Consider the following 16,296-nt stretch of genomic DNA (forward strand, 5'->3'; position numbering starts at 1 on the left):
CGGGGAACGGTGGCAACCCCGTGCCGGCAGCCCTGAGTTCGGCCGGACAGCGGTGAGCCCGGCGGCGACGGTGGTGCCGGTCGCCGCCGGGCGGTCGGTGCCGGGTTCAGCAGCTCCCGAGGTCCTGCCAGACACCCCACTCACCGGTGCTGCCGGGCGTCTCGCCCTTGGTCCACCACTTGGCCTTCCACGTGTGTGAGCCGTGGCTCACGGACGCCCCCGCTCCGTACTCCGCCGTCGCGCTCCAGGCCGCCGCGGTGCAGGTGCCGGGAGTCGGCGTCGGAGTCGGTGTCGGCGTCGGTGTCGGGGTCGGTGTGGGTCCGGTTCCGGTGCCCGGCTGGACGACGGTGGTTCCGCGTGCCAGGTCCCCGGCTAGGGAGTACGTGGCACCGCCGAAGGTCACCGTCCAGTTGGAGGGCGTCGAGGTCGGCAGGTAGTACACGAAGTCCAGCTGTACCGAGGCGCCCGGGGCGAGCGTCTGCCAGGCGGGCAGCTTCAGCGACACGCGGTTGTAGTCGCCCTTCAGGCCGCCGACGTTGTTCGCCGCGGTGTGGTCGCTGCGGACGATGGTGGTGCCGAAGCCCGACTGGTCCTTGGCGTTGGCCGGGGCGGAGGTCGCGTAGTCGAACCGGAACTCCGTGCCGCCCGGCAGGGTCGCCGTCGTGTTGTTGGTGATCTTCAGCTTCGGGCCGATCGGGTAGTTCGAGTCGCCGAGCGGGAACTGCTCGAACGCCACGTCGATGTCCAGGGCCTTGGCCGGCAGGTCGACGGTCGACCGGGTGGCACCGTACGGGGTGGCCGACCTGAACTTCTCGTACATCGCGGACGTCAGCGTGGAGCCGGGCTCGTACTGGCCCTTGGCGGCGTTCCAGCCGTAGTCGCCGGCCAGCTCCCAGATCATCGTGCCGCCGATGCCCCTGTCGACGACGAAGTCCGCCTTGGCGGCCACCGACTGCTCGTCCTCGGTGGAGAGGAAGACCTTCTTCTCGGCGTTCCACAGCCAGGGCGCGACCAGCGTCGCGTCGTAGTTGCGGGCGTAGGTGCCGGTCAGCTTCGTGCCGGCGGGGAAGCCGTACCGGGTGACGTAGTCGCCCACGACACCCTTCTCCAGGTTCTTCGCGTGCCACATCGGGTTGGAGCCGGCCGGGGACTCCTTGCCGTTCGTGTCCAGGTCGTGCCAGAGGTTGTCGATACCGACGGCACCGTCACCGCACTTCGTCAGCCCGGCGCCCGCGGGGCAGTCGGTGGTGGCGGCCCTGCCCCACAACCCGTTCGTGCCGCCCTGCACGTTCTTGAAGCCGCGGGTGTAGTAGGGCAGCCCGATGTTGATCCGGCCGGGCGGCATGGAACCGCGGAAGTAGTGGTACGCCCAGTCGGTGTTGAGGTAGCCGGTCCCGCCGTACTGGGACGTCGAGTAGACGCCTGCCTGGGCCAGTTCGGCATCCTTGCCGTCGTCGAAGAGGGAGGCGTTCGGGCCGACGTACTCGTTCCAGGCGCCGTGCAGGTCGTAGGACATGATGTTCACGTAGTCCAGGTACTTCTGGACCTGGAAGGTCTCCATGCCGCGCAGCAGATAGCCGGAGGAGGGGGCCGCGACGGTCAGCAGGTAGTGCGTGCCGTCGGCGGCGGATGCGCGGTCCAGCTTCTCGCGCAGCGTCTTCATCAGCGCGCCGTAGCCCTTGACGAGACCGGCCCGGCGGGCGTTGGCCAGGGTGTGGTCGAGCGGGTTGCCGGCGTCCTTCATCGTCGTCGGGTACTCGTAGTCGATGTCGACGCCGTTGAAGCCGTACTTCTTGATGAACGCGACGGTCGAGTCGGCGAAGGTGTCGATGCCCTTCTGGTTGACCGAGCCGTCGGCGTTCGTGGCCATCGAGTAGAAGCCGCCCGAGTCCACCCGGGCGCCCTTGTCGTCGAAGTAGCCGCCGGTCTCGGCCCAGCCGCCCACCGAGACCAGGGTCTTCACGGCCGGATGCTGCTTCTTGAACTTGTTGAGCAGGTTGAAGTGGCCCTTGTAGGGGAGACCGGGGTCCATCTCGGCGCCCGCCACGCCCGGCCAGGTCATCCCGGTGGAGGCGTTCTGCGGGCCGTCGGTGCCGACGGAGATCTTGTTGTCACCGCCGATGTGCGCGAACGCGTAATTCAGATGGGTGACCTTGTCCCACGGGATGTCCGGGGCGAGGTAGGCCGGCGTGCCGTCCTTGCCGGTCCGCCAGCCGGTGAAGTACCCGATGACGCGCCGCTGGTGGTCGGCGCCCATCTTCTCGCGGCCCTCGGAGTCGTAGACCGAGCAGTACGGCACGTCGACGCCGGGGGTCCGGTAGAGCCCGTCGGGCCGGCAGGACTCCTGGTCGGCTGCGGCGGCCGACGGAGTCGCGGTGAGCGAGCCCAGCAGCAGTCCGGCTGCGGCTGCGCCGGCTGCCAGCAGGGTGGCTCTCGCACGGGTGGGGGACAGCATGTGTTGTTCCTCCTGGGGAGGTCGGCTGACACAACTGGCAAGCGGGGGAGTTGCACGGGCCCGGGTGTGCGCACACCCGGCAGGCGTACCTCGGAGGTGACGCAGAGATTAAGAGGACTAGACCAGTGAGTCAATAGGTCTGGACCATTTCGCCGGCAAGTGGGCCAGGACCCGCTCACGGCAGGCGCTGTGAGCCGCCCCACAGCAGGCACCCGTTCGGCTCAAGGCGGGCCGTGGCACAATGAGTGCTGTACCAGCAGCAGCGCACTCCGGGGTCGGTGCAATTCCGAACCGGCGGTTATAGTCCGCGACCCGTCCGCATCCAGCGGCCGGTTGACCAGGTGGGATTCCTGGACCGACGGTTAAAGTCCGGATGGGAGGCAGTGCGCGGCGGGCCGTCACAGGTACGCCGCCGTAGGCGGATGCGTTCCGGGAGATCCCGGGACATGCGCATCCGTGCCTTCGGTTTCGGCGTTCCCTGTTGCGTTCCGCTTCATCTGTCGTCATCGACAGGCCCCGGAGTCCGTGCCCGAAGAGGCAGGAGGACCCGGTGGCAACCGCAGCCGACATCACCGCCATGCGGCGCGCAGTCACGCTCGCAGCCCGCGGTCTCGGCGCCACCAGCCCCAACCCGGTCGTCGGATGCGTCGTCCTCGACGCCACCGGGCAGCCGGCCGGTGAGGGCTACCACCGGCGCGCCGGCGGGCCGCACGCCGAGGTCCACGCCCTGCGCGAGGCCGGCGAAGCCGCCCGGGGCGGCACCGCCTACGTCACCCTCGAACCCTGCAACCACACGGGCCGCACCGGCCCCTGCGCCCAGGCACTCCTGGACGCCGGTGTCCGCCGCGTCGTGTACGCGGTCGGCGACCCGAACCCGCAGGCCACGGGCGGTGCGGACACCTTGCGCGCCGCAGGCGTCCAGGTGGAGCAGGGCCTCCTCGCCGAAGAGGCGGAGGCGGGCAACAGGGCCTGGCTCACCTCGGTGCGGCTGGGCCGGCCCTACGTCCTGTGGAAGTACGCGGCCAGTCTCGACGGCCGTATCGCCGCCGCCGACGCCACCAGCCGCTGGATCACCTCGCCCGAGTCCCGCGCCGACGTCCACCGGCTGCGCGCCGAGGCCGACGCCGTCGTGGTCGGGTCCGGCACCGCCCGCACCGACGACCCGCAGCTGGGGGTACGCGGTATCGAGGGCGCCGTGCAGCCGCTCCGGGTGGTCGTCGACACGGCCGCCACCGCCGTCCGGCCCGGAGCCCGGGTCCTGGACGACACCGCGCCGACCCTGGTCGCCGTCGCCGAGGACGCGGACACCGCTCACCTCCCCGAAGAGGTCGTGCTGCGGCTCCCGCGAGCCGCCACCGGCCCCGGGCTGGACATCGCGGCCCTGCTCGCGGCCCTGCACGCACGCGGCATCCGCTCCGTACTCCTCGAAGGCGGGCCCGTCCTGGCCGGCTCCTTCGTCGCCGCGGGAGCGGTCGACACCGTCGTCGGCTATCTCGCCCCGGTCCTTCTCGGCGCGGGCCCCGCGGCCCTCTCCGACGCCGGAATCTCCACCATCTCCCAGGCGTTGCGCCTCGACGTGACCGGGACCGCCCGTTTCGGCCCCGATCTGCGCATCACCGCCGTCCCCGTTCCTGCTCGGAAGGGAAACTGAGTGTTCACCGGAATTGTCGAAGAACTGGGTGAGGTCACCGCCGTCGAGAAGCTCGGCGACGCCTCGCGCTTCCGGCTGCGTGGCCCCGTGGTCACCGAAGGCGCCGGACACGGTGACTCCATCGCCGTCAACGGCGTCTGCCTCACCGTCGTGGACCTCGGCGAACACGAGTTCACCGCCGATGTGATGGCCGAGACGCTGAGCCGTTCGAGCCTGGGCGCGCTCACGGCCGGCTCCCGGGTCAACCTGGAGCGGCCCATGGCGCTCGGCGGCCGGCTCGGCGGGCACATCGTCCAGGGCCACGTGGACGGCACGGGCCGCATCATCGAGCGCAAAATCTCCGAGAACTGGGAGATCGTCAAGATCTCCCTTCCCGCGGACCTGACCCGCTACGTGGTGGAGAAGGGCTCGATCACCGTCGACGGCGTCAGCCTGACCGTCGTCGACGCCGGGCCGGACTACTTCACCATCAGCCTCATCCCGACCACCCTGGCGCTGACGACGCTGGGCATCAAGGAGCCGGGCGACCCCGTCAACCTCGAGGTGGACGTCCTCGCGAAGTACGTCGAGAGGCTGCTCGGCGCCGGCGCCGGCCCCGCGACGAAGCCCGGGGAGCCGGTCGCATGAGCATCCTGGACTGGCTGAACTCGGAGGCGTTCACCGCCTTCGGGCAGCACATCATCTGGTCGGACATGATCGGCAACACGATCGGTCTGATCGCCCTGGCCCTCGGCTGGCTCCGGTCCGTGTGGACCTGGCCCGCCCAGCTCCTGTCCGGCCTCGTGCTCATCGCAGCCAACGTCTCCGTGCAGCAGGCGGGCAGCGTCGGCAAGCAGCTGATCGTCGTCGCCGTCGCCGTATGGGGCTGGCAGCAGTGGACCCGCGGCAGGCAGAAGGCACAGGACGGTTCCATCGCCGTACGCTTCGCCACCTGGCGCGAACGCGCGTACCTGGTGGGCGGCGCCGCCCTCGGCACCCTCGCCGTCGGGGCGCTGTTCACCGCCTTCCCGTCGCTCTCCTGGAGCCCGTGGGCGGACGCGTACATCTTCGCCGGCACGCTCGTGGCGATGCTCGCCCAGGCCCGCGGCATGGTCGAGTTCTGGTTCGCCTGGCTGCTCGTCGACCTCGTCGGGGTCCCGCTCAACTTCCACAGCGGACTCGCCTTCTCCGGTCTCATCTACGTCGTCTACGGCGCCCTCGTCCTGTGGGGCATGCGCGACTGGTGGCTGCGTACGCGGACACCCGCTCTGGAAGGAGCCACGGCATGACTGCCCAGCCCACCTGGCTGCACGACCGCACCCCCGAGAGCCTCTCCCTCGACCCCGTCGAACAGGCGATCCGCGACATCGCCGCGGGACGGCCCGTCGTCGTCGTCGACGACGAGGACCGGGAGAACGAGGGTGACCTCGTCATCGCCGCCGAGAAGGCGACCCCCGAGATCATCGCCTTCATGATGAGCGAGTGCCGCGGCCTGATCTGCGCGCCCATGGAGGACGACGAACTGGAACGCCTCCAGCTCCCCCAGATGGTCGAACACAACACCGAGTCGATGAAGACCGCCTTCACCGTCTCCGTGGACGCCTCCGCCGCACACGGGGTGAGCACCGGTATCTCCGCCGCCGACCGGGCCACCACCCTGCGGATGCTGGCCGGCGGTGTCGCGGGCCCCGGCGACTTCGTACGACCCGGCCACGTCTTCCCGCTCCGCGCCCGCTCCGGTGGTGTCCTCGTCCGCAACGGACACACCGAGGCAGCCGTGGACCTCGCCCGGCTCGCCGGACTGCGGCCGGCCGGCGCCATCGTCGAGATCGCCGGCGAGGACGGCGTGATGCTCCGCCTGCCCGAACTCGTCCCGTTCGCCCGCAAGCACGGCCTCACGATCATCTCCATCGAGGACCTGATCGCCTACCGGCGCAGCGCCGAACCGACCGTCCGCCGGGAGGCCGAGGTCCGGCTGCCCACCGCCTTCGGCCCGTTCACCGCCTACGGCTACCGCTCGACCGTCGACGGCGTCGAGCACGTCGCACTCGTCCACGGCGACATCGGCGACGGCCAGGACGTGCTCGTACGCGTCCACTCCGAGTGCCTGACCGGCGACATCTTCCAGTCGCAGCGCTGCGACTGCGGCCCGCAGCTCCACGCCTCCATGGAACGCGTCACGGCGGAGGGGCGCGGCGTCGTCGTCTACCTGCGCGGCCACGAGGGCCGCGGCATCGGGCTGCTGTCCAAGCTGCGGGCCTACGAACTCCAGGAGCGCGGCGCCGACACCCTCGACGCCAACCTCGAGCTCGGCCTGCCGGCCGACGCCCGGGACTACGCGGCGGGCGCCCAGATCCTCAGCGACCTCGGCGTCCACTCGCTCCGGCTCATGACCAACAACCCGGAGAAGACGGCCGCCCTCGTCAGGCACGGCCTCGGAATCACCGGACGCGAACCCATGCCCGTCCAGGCCGGTGAGCACAACCTCCACTACCTGCGCACCAAGCGCGACCGCATGGGACACGACCTGCCCTGGCTCGACCCCATCACCGTGTCGACCTGCGGCAACCAGTAAGTACCGACGAAACACTCAGGAGAGACATGAGCGGCAAGGGCGCACCCGAACTGTCCGTACGCAACTGCGGTGACCTGCGGGTGGCCGTCATCGCGGCCCAGTGGCACGAGAAGGTCATGGACGGACTCGTCGACGGGGCCCTGCGCGCCCTGCACGACCTCGGCATCGACGAGCCGACGCTGCTCCGGGTCCCCGGCAGCTTCGAGCTCCCGGTGGTCGCCAAGGTCCTCGCCGGCCGCGGCTACGACGCGATCGTCGCCCTCGGGGTGATCATCCGCGGTGGCACCCCCCACTTCGAGTACGTGTCCCAGGGCGTCACCAACGGCCTCACCCAGGTCACCGTCGACACCGGGGTCCCCGTCGGCTTCGGCGTCCTCACCTGTGACACCGAGGAACAGGCGCTGGACCGGGCCGGGCTCGAGGGCTCCAACGAGGACAAGGGGCACGAAGCGGTCACCGCTGCCGTCGCCACCGCCGCAACACTGCGCACCGTCAGCGAACCCTGGCGCTGAGCAGCGGTCCGGGACCCCGTATTCTAAGGACCATCATGGCGAACAAAACCTTCGAAGAGCTCTTCGCCGAGCTGCAGCTCAAGGCCGCCGACGGCGACCCCTCCACCTCCCGTACCGCCGAACTGGTGGACAAGGGCGTGCATGCCATCGGCAAGAAGGTCGTCGAGGAGGCCGCCGAGGTCTGGATGGCCGCCGAATACGAGGGCAAGGAAGCCGCCGCCGAGGAGATCTCCCAGCTCCTGTACCACGTCCAGGTGATGATGGTCGCCCGCGGAATCTCCCTCGACGACGTCTACGCCCACCTCTGAGCCTCCGGCACACCGAGCCCGGCCCTCATCGGCACCCGGCTCCGCACGTCCCCGAACATCCCTTCGCACAAAGGAAACCCGCCCTCATGCTGCGCATCGCCGTCCCCAACAAGGGTGCACTCTCCGGGCCTGCGATGGCGATGCTCCATGAGGCCGGCTACCAGCAGCGCAAGGAGTCGAAGGAACTCGTCCTCGTCGACCCCGCCAACGAGGTCGAATTCTTCTACCTCCGGCCGCGCGACATCGCGATCTACGTCAGTTCCGGCCGCCTGGACATCGGCATCACCGGCCGCGACCTGCTGCTCGACTCCGCCGCCGAGGCCGAGGAGATCCTCCAGCTCGGCTTCGCCCGGTCCACCTTCCGCTACGCCACCAAGCCCGGAACGGCGACCGGCCCGCAGGACTTCGACGGCATGACGATCGCCACCTCCTACGAGGGCATCGTCGCCAAGCACCTCGCCGACGTGGGCGTCAACGCCTCCGTCGTCCACCTCGACGGCGCGGTGGAGACGGCCGTCGAACTCGGCGTCGCCCAGGTCATCGCCGACGTCGTCGAGACCGGCACCAGCCTGCGCAACGCCGGACTGGAAGTCATCGGCGAGCCGATCATGACGTCCGAAGCCGTCGTGATCCGCCGCACGGGCGCCCCCGCCGACGACCCCAAGGTCCAGCAGTTCCTGCGCCGCCTGCAGGGCGTCCTCGTCGCACGCAGCTACGTGATGATGGACTACGACTGCCGCGTCGAGCACCTGGAGCGAGCCGTGGCCCTCACCCCGGGCCTGGAGTCGCCGACCATCTCGCCCCTGCACCACGAGGGCTGGGTCGCCGTCCGTTCCATGGTCGCCGCCAAGGAAGCCCAGCGGATCATGGACGACCTGTACGAGCTCGGCGCCCGTGCCATCCTCACGACGGCCATCCACGCCTGCCGCCTCTGACGGCCCCACCCAGTCCGCACCTGCCGCCCTGGTGACGGCCGGGACCAGAGAACACCGAAGGACGACAGCGCCCATGTCCGCCCCCGCGCCCAGGCCGCCCGAACTCCCCGAACTCCCGGCCACCTTCAGGCCCACCCGCAGCAGGGTGGTCCTGCTGGCCGTCGGAGCGGCGATGTTCGTCGTCATCACGGCGATCGCGCTGATACTGGAGCAGCTGAGCCCGGGGGAGCGGACGAGCTTCGTCTTCGTCGCCCTGCTCTTCTTCGGTGTTCTCGCCCTCCTCAGCAGGCCCCGGATCGTCGCGGACGAGTCCGGCGTCACCGTCGTCAACATCACCCGGACGCGCCGCCTGGCGTGGGCGGAGATCCTGCGCGTCAACCTGCGGGCCGGTGACCCCTGGGTCTTCCTCGACCTCAGCGCGACGGCACCAGCCTGCCCGCCCTCGGCATCCAGCCCGGAATCGCCAAGGAGCACGCCATCCGTGACGCCCGTACACTCCGCGCACTCGCCGAATTCCACGGCAGCGGAGTGAACGGCAGCACGCAGAACGGCTGAGCCCCCTGCCCCGCACGGCCCGTTCTTGATTACTCTGGAGGGCGGCGGCGCACTGCGCGCCCCGCCCCGCACCGGAGGCCATGAGGCCCGCGGGGCCTTCCTGCGACCCAAGGAGTGACTCCCTCCAGCAATGGACGGATCGTCCGGTAGTATCTGCGCCGCCCTCCTCCCGGAGGCGGCGGCATGACCACCCCCCTGTTGCTGCTCACCGCGGCATTCCTTCTCATCCTCGCCAACGGATTCTTCGTGGCAGCCGAATTCGGGCTCGTCACGGTGGAACGGCCCGACGCCGAACGCGCGGCCGCCGAAGGCGACCGCCGGGCCGGCACCGTCGTGGCGGCCCTGCGCGAACTCTCCTTCCAGCTCTCCGGCACCCAGCTGGGCATCACCATCACCTCGCTGGTCGTCGGCATGCTCGCCGAACCCGCGCTCGCCCAGTTGCTGGCCGGACCGCTCACCGCCACCGGCCTGCCCGCAGGGGCAGCCCCCGGGGTGAGCGTCGTCGTCGGCATGCTGCTCGCCTCCGCCGTCCAGATGGTGATCGGCGAACTCGTGCCCAAGAACTGGGCGATCTCCCGGCCGCTCCAGGTCGCACGCTTCGTCGCCGGCCCCCAGCACCGCTTCTCCACCGTCCTGCGCCCGGTGATCACGGTGCTGAACACCGTCGCCAACCGGCTGGTACGGCTGTTCGGTGTCGAACCCACCGACGAACTGGCCTCCGCGCGGACGCCCGGCGAGCTGGTCTCACTGGCCCGGCACTCGGCCCAGGCCGGGGCCCTGGAACAGGACACCGCCGACCTCTTCGTACGGACCCTGTCCCTGGCCGGGCTCACCACGCAGCACGTCATGACGCCGCGGGTCAGGGTCAGTGCGCTGCAGTCGTCGGCGACCGCCGCGGACGTCCTCAACCTCACCCGGGCCACCGGACTCTCCCGCTTCCCGGTCTACCGCGACCGCATCGACGAGGTCGTCGGCATGGTCCACCTGAAGAACGCGCTCGCCGTCCCCGCCCAGGACCGGATGCGCACCCCGGTCGGCAGCATCGCCGTGCCGCCGCTCCTGGTGCCGGAGACACTGCCCGTCGAACAACTCCTGCGAAGGCTCCGCAACGAGCAGCCGATAGCCGTCGTGGTCGACGAGTACGGCGGCACCGCCGGGGTCGTCACCCTCGAGGACATCATCGAGGAGCTCGTCGGCGAGGTCCGCGACGAGCACGACGCGGAAGGCGCCGACCGCCCCGACCTGACCCCCGTGGTCGCCGACGACGGCCGGCCCGGCTGGGACGTGGAAGGCAGCTGCAGGGTTCTGACCCTGCGGCGCATAGGCCTCGAGGTGCCCGACGGGCCGTACGAGACCGTGGCGGGGCTGGTCGCCGACCTGCTGGGGCGCATTCCCGCCCCCGGCGACCGGGCCGAACTGCCCGGCTGGCGGGTCCTGGTCCGCCAGGTCGGCCACTACCGCGCCGAACAGGTCCGCTTCGTCCGCCTGACGGACCCGGCGCGGCCCGTGGCGGCCGAACTCACCCAGGAGCTGCTGGAGGCCGTGCGATGAGCCTCGTACAGCTGCTCTTCGCCGGGCTCCTCGTCCTGGCGAACGGCTTCTTTGTCGGCGCCGAGTTCGCACTCGTCTCCGTACGCCGCAGCCAGGTGGAACCTCTCGCGGCGAAGGGATCCGGCCGCGCCGGACAGGTCCTGTACGGCCTGGAGAACCTGCCGCAGATGATGGCCGCCGCACAGTTCGGCATCACCGTCTGCTCCCTGACCCTCGGTGCCGTGGCGGAGCCGACCGTGGCCCACCTCCTGGAGCCGGTCTTCCACGCCGTGCACCTGCCCGAGGCACTGATCCACCCGCTCGGCTACGCCCTGGCCCTCGTCCTCGTGGTCTTCCTCCACCTCGTCGTCGGCGAGATGGTCCCGAAGAACCTGGCGATGGCCGCGCCCGAGAAGACCGCCCTGTGGCTCAGCCCCGCCCTGGTCGGCTTCGCACGGCTCTGCCGGCCGGTCACGTCGGCGCTCGGGGCCTGCGCCCGCCTGGTGCTGCGGCTCTTCGGCGTCGAGCCGAGGGACGAGGTGGAGGCCGTCTTCACCAGCGAGCAGCTCAACCGTCTCGTGGAGGACTCCGGGCAGGCCGGTCTGCTGGAACCCGAGGCGCAGGAACGGCTCGAGGACGCCCTGGAGCTGGGCAGCAGGCCGGTCACCGACGTGCTGCTCGACCGGGCCGTGCTGGTGACGGTGGACCCGTCGGTCACCCCGCGCCGGATCGAGGAGCTGACCGTACGGACGGGGTACTCACGCTTCCCCGTCTGCGCGGAGGGCGGCGGCCCCTTCATGGGCTACCTGCACGTCAAGGACGTCCTGGAGCTGGAGGACGGCGAACGGGCCGTTCCGCAGCACGTCTGGCGCCCGATGGCGACCGTACGGGCGGAACTCCCGCTGGACGACGCCCTGACGGTGATGCGGCGCGCGGCGACGCACCTGGCCCAGGTCGCCGACGCCTCGGGCAAGGTGCTCGGTCTCGTCGCCATGGAGGACGTCCTGGAGACGCTCGTGGGCGAAGTGCGCGACCCGGCGCACCGCGTCTCGGTGCCCCGCCGCACGGTGGAGGTACCCAAGGCCATGGCTCCGCTGGGCTGACCCCCCGGCGACGGGTCGCCGGGCGGCTACGGCCCCGCCCGGCGACCCGCGCACGTCACAGCGCCCCCGGCTCCTGGGTCCCCCGGTCCACCGGGCCGCGCCCGGACAGCACCTCGCCGTACGCCTGCATCAGGTCGGCCAGCCGCAGCGTCGCCAGATCGTCCCGGGACGGAGCGGCCGTGTAGCCGGAGAGCCGCAGGTCACGGTAGGCGCAGCTCTTCTCGTACAGCGTGCGGACGAAGCGGCCGTTGCCCAGTTCGTCGATCCAGCCCTGGTCGATCACATGCCCGCTGATGCTGCGCAGCTCCTCCAGGGACTCCTCGTCCCAGGTGTCGCCGTTCTCGGCGGCCAGCACCCCGCCGATCGCGGTGAGTTCGAGCGGGCGGTAGCTGGGGAAGTCGACCCGGGTGGTGAAGCGGGAGGAGAGGCCCGGGTTGACGGACAGCAGCCGGTCCATGCCTTCGGGGTAGCCGGCGAGGATGACGACGAGATGGTCCCTGTTGTCCTCGGCTCGCTTGAGGAGGACCTGCAAGGCCTCGTCCCCGTATGCGTCGCCCTTGCTGTAACCGGAGTTGGAGAGGCTGTACGCCTCGTCGACGAACAGCACCCCGCCGAGCGCCGAATCGATCAGCTCGTTGGCCTTCACCGCCGTCTGGCCGAGGAACTCGCCCACCAGATCAGAGCGTTGGGCTTCCACCAGATGGTCACCACCGAGCAGCCCGAGGGCGTAGAACACCCGGCCCAGGATGCGGGCGACCGTGGTCTTGCCCGTGCCGGAGGGGCCGGAGAAGACGAAGTGCCGCTTCGGCGGCTGCACGGGCAGGCCCTGCTCGGCCCGGAGCCGCGCCATGTTCAGCTGGGCGGACAATGCCTTGACCTGACGCTTCACGGGTTCGAGCCCCACCATGCGCTCGAGCTCCGCCAATGCCTCGGCGAGCAGCACGGGATCGCTCGGCCCCGCCGGGAAACCGGTGTGCGCCGCTCTGCGGGGCGTCCCCGGCTTCTCGCGTAGCCGGTCGGGCCGGGGCGACGGCACGGCGGGTCCCGGCAGGTCCTGCGGCTCTCCGCCGAGCCAGGGGTCGCGGCCGTCCACCAGGTCGGTGCCCAGCGTCGTCTCACCGTCCGGCTGCGCCTCCGCGCCCAGGCCGTCCGAGGCGAACCCGAGCGACACCGCTGCGAGGCCGGCGGCCTCCTCGTAGCCGTCGCCGTCGGAGATCGCCGCGAGCCGGGCGGAGGTGTCCATGAAGGCCGGGTCGACGCGGTGCACCGCCCGGTACAGGGGGAGGGCGGCCGCACTCCGTCCGGTGCCCTCGTGGGCCCTGGCCAGCCAGTAACGCAGCTCCTTGCGCTGGGGCTGTTCGCTGCGGCAGCGCATCAGGGCGGCGGACAGGAGGGGCTCGGCCTGCCCGTACATCTCCAGGCGCACCCGGGCCATGCCGCCGAAGAGGCCCGATTCGATGCCGAGCAGCGGATCGTCGACGAGTGGTTCGGTGGTGCGGACGAGCTGCTCCCAGTCCTTGACGAGATACGCCCGGCACGCGTGCAGGAACCGTACGTGCGCATCGGCGTCGACCGGCGGCAGGGCCGCCAGGGCGCGGTCCAGTTCCGGCACGTGGCGGCCGTCCAGCCAGTGGGAGGCGTGCGCGAGGAGCAGGTCGCGCGGGCTCTCCAGCACCGGTTGCACCCACCAGCCCAGCCAGTACCAGGAGTTGAGCGTGCGGCGGTACCGGGCCCGCTGCTCGCCGAAGCGGTCGCGGTGACGGTACATGCGTAACAGTGCCGTGGTGGTGTCGACCCGCAGGGCGTGCAGGCCGAGCCAGCCGTCCGCCATGCCGGGGTCGACGCGCACCGCGGTTCTGAATTCCTCTTCGGCCTGTGGGTAGGCGCCCATCGTGTAGGCGTCCACCCCCCGCAGCCAGGCGAGGTCGGCCGGGGCCTGTGCGCCCTGCGTGCCGATGTCCATCAGGTCCCCCACAAACCGTGCCCCCAGAATGCCCTGCCCGCACAGCATGCCCATCGGAGCGTTCCTAATCACCGTGCCGGGGGCGGGAATTGACCACAGCGGGAAGCATCGTACCTGCGGGGGGAGTGCCTGGTTAAGGGCGTTACCGGCGCTTCGGCTGCGGTGACCGAGGGTGAGCGCGAGGGCCTGTCCGGGGCTGGAAGAGGGGGTGTGGTGGGCAGAACGAAGCCCCCGATCACGGGGGAACGACCGGGGGCTTCGTGCCTGCGGGGCTCCGAAAAGCCGCACAATGAGAACGTAAGACCTGTACGACCCCTTGGTCAAGCCGCGTCGAGGCACTTCCGGCGCGATCTCCGGCTGACCGGTGTCGCCACGCTCAGTCCTCACTCTCCGTGAGGGTGTGACTCGTCACCGCTGTCGCGCGAGGCCCTTCCAGCCAGTCGTAACCCTCCGGTTTCTGGCGTATCAGCGCGTCGGCGAACGGATATGAGGGATCGTCGGCGAAATGCCGTCGCTCGGCGACGGTCCAGCCGTCCCAGAATTCCGACAGCGCCGGCCCGTCACGTCTCCTGCCCCGCTGCCAGGACCACTCGCTGTCCCCCTCCAGCCAGAGAAGCCCGGCGAGGTACGGCCGCACAGCGGCCCGGCCCGCACCCACCCCCTCGATCAGCATCACGGGCGCGGGCTCCACGACCCGCGCCGCCCCGAAGCGCCGGGCGCTCCAGTCGTACGGGGCGTACCGCGCGGCCTCCCCGCGCGCCAGCGGGTCCAGGACCTGCGCCCGCAGGCGGTCCGTCCAGGCGAAGAGCTCCTCGTGGGTGGCCAGGTCGTCCAGGTGCAGCACGGGGGCGTCGCCGAGCTCCGAGGCGAGCCGGCCGGCGAACGTGGTCTTGCCCGAACCCGCGTGGCCGTCGACGGCGACGATCCGCACGGGCCCGCAGGACGGACGCAGGGAGCGCAGACGGCGTGCGTGGTCCGCCAGGTCGTTCATGGTCCCAGCCTACGAGAGCCGCCACCGGCCGCGGGGGCCGCGGGCCGCCACCGGCCGTGGGGCAGCAGGAGCCGCAGAGCCGGGTCCGTCATGCCGGGCGGAGGCGCCGAACGACTGAGCCGCCCTGGGCCACAGCGCAGGTCATGTCAGTGGACCAGACCAATATTACTGCGGCGGCACGGGCCGAATCGCTGGCAGGATCCGGCTCCCACCCGCGATAGTTGGCGCACCGATCGCCACCCGCAGCCCCACATCCGCACACGACCGGGGGTCTCGCCCATGACCAGACCGACCACACGCAGGACCGTGCTCACCGCCGCGCTCGCGGCAGCGGCCGGGGCGGGCACGGTGGCCTCCGCCGGCCCCGCGACGGCCTCCTCCTCCTCCCGCACCTCCTCCTCCGCGGCGGCCGCCTCGGTCGTGGACAACCGCTTCTGGAGTACGTACACCGACTGGCGCTTCGGCTCCGCGGCCGGAACCCGCGCCGTCGCCGGCCGGCGGCCGGGCCTGGTGATCGCGGCCCCCGCCGGCACCACCGAGTACACCGACCCGCACACCGGCACGACCGGCACGTGGGAGTACGCCACCTGGACCTCGCCGCTCCACCGCTCCGCCGTCCCGGCGACCGAGGTGATCGCCTCCTGGAACGCCCGGACGCCGGCGGGCACCTGGATCCAGATCGAGCTACGCGGCCGCTACTCGGACGGAACGGACACACCCTGGTACGTGATGGGCCGGTGGGCGGCAGGCGACGGCGACATCCGCCGGACGTCCGTCGACGACCAGACCGACGGCAGGAGCACGGTCTGGACCGACACGTTCTCGGTGGACGACGCGGCGAGCGGACTCCGGCTGGTCTCCTACCGGCTCAGGCTCACCCTGTACCGGACCCCGGGCAGCGGCCTCACGCCCACGGTCCACCGGATCGGCGCCATGGCCTCGGACGTCCCGGACCGCTTCACCGTCGAGCCGAGCACGCCCGGGATCACCCGGGAGCTGGCGGTGCCCCGCTACTCGCAGAACGTCCATGTGGGGCAGTACCCCGAGTACGACAACGGGGGTGAGGCCTGGTGCAGCCCCACCTCCTCGCAGATGATCATCGAGTACTGGGGGCGCCGGCCCACCGCGGAGGACCTCGCCTGGGTGAAGCCGGGGATCGCCGACCCGCAGGTCTGTCACGCGGCCCGCCACACCTTCGACCACCAGTACGAAGGCTGTGGCAACTGGCCCTTCAACGCCGCGTACGCGGCCACGTACAAGGACATGAACGCGGTCGTCACCCGCCTCGGCTCGCTCACCGACGTGGAGCGGCTCGTCCGCGTGGGCATTCCGGTCATCACGTCACAGTCGTTCCTCAAGGAGGAGCTGACGGGCGCCGGATACGGCACCTCCGGCCACCTGATGACCGTCATCGGCTTCACCGCCGACGGCGACGTGATCGCCAACGACCCGGCTTCCCCTGACAACGACGCCGTCCGCCGCGTCTACCGAAGGGCCGAGTGGGAGAACATCTGGCTCCGCACGAAGCGCTACGACGCGAACGGGCGGGTCAGGAGTGGCACGGGAGGGGTCTGCTACATCTACTGGCCTGCCCACCCGTCGCCGGCGCAGCGGCGCGTCCTTCAGTCCTTCGGCCTGCTGTGAGCATGTGCGGCGCAGGGGCCTCCTCGGCGACCTGACGGCAGCGTTCGCGGCCGTCCTGCGTGAGGTGGCCGTACTGGTCCACCGTGACCTTGATC

At 71.0% G+C, this 16,296-nt stretch carries 13 protein-coding genes, 1 pseudogene and 1 riboswitch; of the genes and pseudogenes, 11 read left to right on the forward strand and 3 right to left on the reverse strand.

Annotation, left to right across the window (positions count from 1 at the left end; genetic code table 11):
• Nucleotides 1–106: 106 nt before the first annotated feature.
• Complete coding sequence (locus tag QFZ58_RS30375; protein ID WP_307128072.1) at nucleotides 107–2,455, reverse strand: chitinase C-terminal domain-containing protein; 2,349 nt, start codon at nucleotides 2,453–2,455, stop codon at nucleotides 107–109.
• A 260-nt stretch (nucleotides 2,456–2,715) separates the two neighbouring features.
• A riboswitch (FMN riboswitch) is annotated at nucleotides 2,716–2,846 on the forward strand.
• Between the two features lie 159 nt (nucleotides 2,847–3,005).
• Here QFZ58_RS30375 and ribD point away from each other — a divergent pair.
• The 10 genes and pseudogenes from ribD (at nucleotide 3,006) to QFZ58_RS30425 (ending at nucleotide 11,603) form a co-directional block, all read left to right on the forward strand.
• Nucleotides 3,006–4,106, forward strand: coding sequence for a bifunctional diaminohydroxyphosphoribosylaminopyrimidine deaminase/5-amino-6-(5-phosphoribosylamino)uracil reductase RibD (ribD, locus tag QFZ58_RS30380; RefSeq protein ID WP_307128073.1), 1,101 nt, complete (start codon nucleotides 3,006–3,008; stop codon nucleotides 4,104–4,106).
• Entirely contained in the window at nucleotides 4,107–4,733 is a 627-nt protein-coding gene (locus QFZ58_RS30385) for a riboflavin synthase (RefSeq protein ID WP_307128074.1), read from the forward strand.
• Nucleotides 4,730–5,374, forward strand: a complete 645-nt coding sequence (locus QFZ58_RS30390) for a nicotinamide mononucleotide transporter family protein (RefSeq protein WP_307128075.1) — start codon at nucleotides 4,730–4,732, stop codon at nucleotides 5,372–5,374. Before QFZ58_RS30385 ends, QFZ58_RS30390 begins: the two co-directional genes overlap by 4 nt.
• Entirely contained in the window at nucleotides 5,371–6,660 is a 1,290-nt protein-coding gene (locus tag QFZ58_RS30395; RefSeq protein ID WP_307128076.1) for a bifunctional 3,4-dihydroxy-2-butanone-4-phosphate synthase/GTP cyclohydrolase II, read from the forward strand. The genes QFZ58_RS30390 and QFZ58_RS30395 overlap by 4 nt, the downstream gene beginning before the upstream one ends.
• Before the next feature lie 26 nt (nucleotides 6,661–6,686).
• Nucleotides 6,687–7,172, forward strand: coding sequence for a 6,7-dimethyl-8-ribityllumazine synthase (gene ribH, locus QFZ58_RS30400; RefSeq protein WP_307128077.1), 486 nt, complete (start codon nucleotides 6,687–6,689; stop codon nucleotides 7,170–7,172).
• Nucleotides 7,173–7,207: 35 nt separating this feature from the next.
• On the forward strand, nucleotides 7,208–7,480 hold the full coding sequence (locus QFZ58_RS30405; protein ID WP_031097852.1) for a phosphoribosyl-ATP diphosphatase: 273 nt from the start codon (nucleotides 7,208–7,210) through the stop codon (nucleotides 7,478–7,480).
• An 86-nt stretch (nucleotides 7,481–7,566) separates the two neighbouring features.
• Nucleotides 7,567–8,415, forward strand: coding sequence for an ATP phosphoribosyltransferase (gene hisG / locus QFZ58_RS30410; protein ID WP_307128078.1), 849 nt, complete (start codon nucleotides 7,567–7,569; stop codon nucleotides 8,413–8,415).
• Between the two features lie 73 nt (nucleotides 8,416–8,488).
• Nucleotides 8,489–8,970 (forward strand): annotated as a pseudogene (locus QFZ58_RS30415) (PH domain-containing protein).
• A gap of 183 nt (nucleotides 8,971–9,153) precedes the next feature.
• Nucleotides 9,154–10,521, forward strand: coding sequence for a hemolysin family protein (locus QFZ58_RS30420; protein WP_307128079.1), 1,368 nt, complete (start codon nucleotides 9,154–9,156; stop codon nucleotides 10,519–10,521).
• Nucleotides 10,518–11,603 (forward strand): hemolysin family protein, encoded by a 1,086-nt coding sequence (locus QFZ58_RS30425; protein WP_307128080.1) that lies wholly within the window; start codon nucleotides 10,518–10,520, stop codon nucleotides 11,601–11,603. Before QFZ58_RS30420 ends, QFZ58_RS30425 begins: the two co-directional genes overlap by 4 nt.
• Nucleotides 11,604–11,658: 55 nt before the next feature.
• Here the strand turns inward: QFZ58_RS30425 and QFZ58_RS30430 are convergent, their stop codons facing one another.
• Nucleotides 11,659–13,614, reverse strand: a complete 1,956-nt coding sequence (locus QFZ58_RS30430) for an AAA family ATPase (protein ID WP_307129047.1) — start codon at nucleotides 13,612–13,614, stop codon at nucleotides 11,659–11,661.
• A 328-nt stretch (nucleotides 13,615–13,942) separates the two neighbouring features.
• Nucleotides 13,943–14,557: a uridine kinase gene (locus QFZ58_RS30435; RefSeq protein WP_307128081.1), complete on the reverse strand. Its 615-nt coding sequence runs from the start codon at nucleotides 14,555–14,557 to the stop codon at nucleotides 13,943–13,945.
• Nucleotides 14,558–14,836: 279 nt separating this feature from the next.
• Between QFZ58_RS30435 and QFZ58_RS30440 the strand changes: the two genes are divergently transcribed.
• Nucleotides 14,837–16,201 (forward strand): peptidase C39 family protein, encoded by a 1,365-nt coding sequence (locus QFZ58_RS30440; RefSeq protein ID WP_307128082.1) that lies wholly within the window; start codon nucleotides 14,837–14,839, stop codon nucleotides 16,199–16,201.
• Nucleotides 16,202–16,296 lie beyond the last annotated feature (95 nt).

The organism is Streptomyces sp. B1I3 (assembly GCF_030816615.1).
Classification (GTDB): domain Bacteria; phylum Actinomycetota; class Actinomycetes; order Streptomycetales; family Streptomycetaceae; genus Streptomyces.

Bases quoted from the DNA above. Each gene is read 5' to 3' on its own strand.
- QFZ58_RS30375 (WP_307128072.1), bottom strand. From the start codon at position 2,455: ATGCTGTCCCCCACCCGTGCGAGAGCCACCCTGCTGGCAGCCGGCGCA.
- QFZ58_RS30390 (WP_307128075.1), top strand. From the start codon at position 4,730: ATGAGCATCCTGGACTGGCTGAACTCGGAGGCGTTCACCGCCTTCGGG.
- QFZ58_RS30395 (WP_307128076.1), top strand. From the start codon at position 5,371: ATGACTGCCCAGCCCACCTGGCTGCACGACCGCACCCCCGAGAGCCTC.
- ribH (WP_307128077.1), top strand. From the start codon at position 6,687: ATGAGCGGCAAGGGCGCACCCGAACTGTCCGTACGCAACTGCGGTGAC.
- QFZ58_RS30405 (WP_031097852.1), top strand. From the start codon at position 7,208: ATGGCGAACAAAACCTTCGAAGAGCTCTTCGCCGAGCTGCAGCTCAAG.
- hisG (WP_307128078.1), top strand. From the start codon at position 7,567: ATGCTGCGCATCGCCGTCCCCAACAAGGGTGCACTCTCCGGGCCTGCG.
- QFZ58_RS30420 (WP_307128079.1), top strand. From the start codon at position 9,154: ATGACCACCCCCCTGTTGCTGCTCACCGCGGCATTCCTTCTCATCCTC.
- QFZ58_RS30425 (WP_307128080.1), top strand. From the start codon at position 10,518: ATGAGCCTCGTACAGCTGCTCTTCGCCGGGCTCCTCGTCCTGGCGAAC.
- QFZ58_RS30430 (WP_307129047.1), bottom strand. From the start codon at position 13,614: ATGCTGTGCGGGCAGGGCATTCTGGGGGCACGGTTTGTGGGGGACCTG.
- QFZ58_RS30435 (WP_307128081.1), bottom strand. From the start codon at position 14,557: ATGAACGACCTGGCGGACCACGCACGCCGTCTGCGCTCCCTGCGTCCG.
- QFZ58_RS30440 (WP_307128082.1), top strand. From the start codon at position 14,837: ATGACCAGACCGACCACACGCAGGACCGTGCTCACCGCCGCGCTCGCG.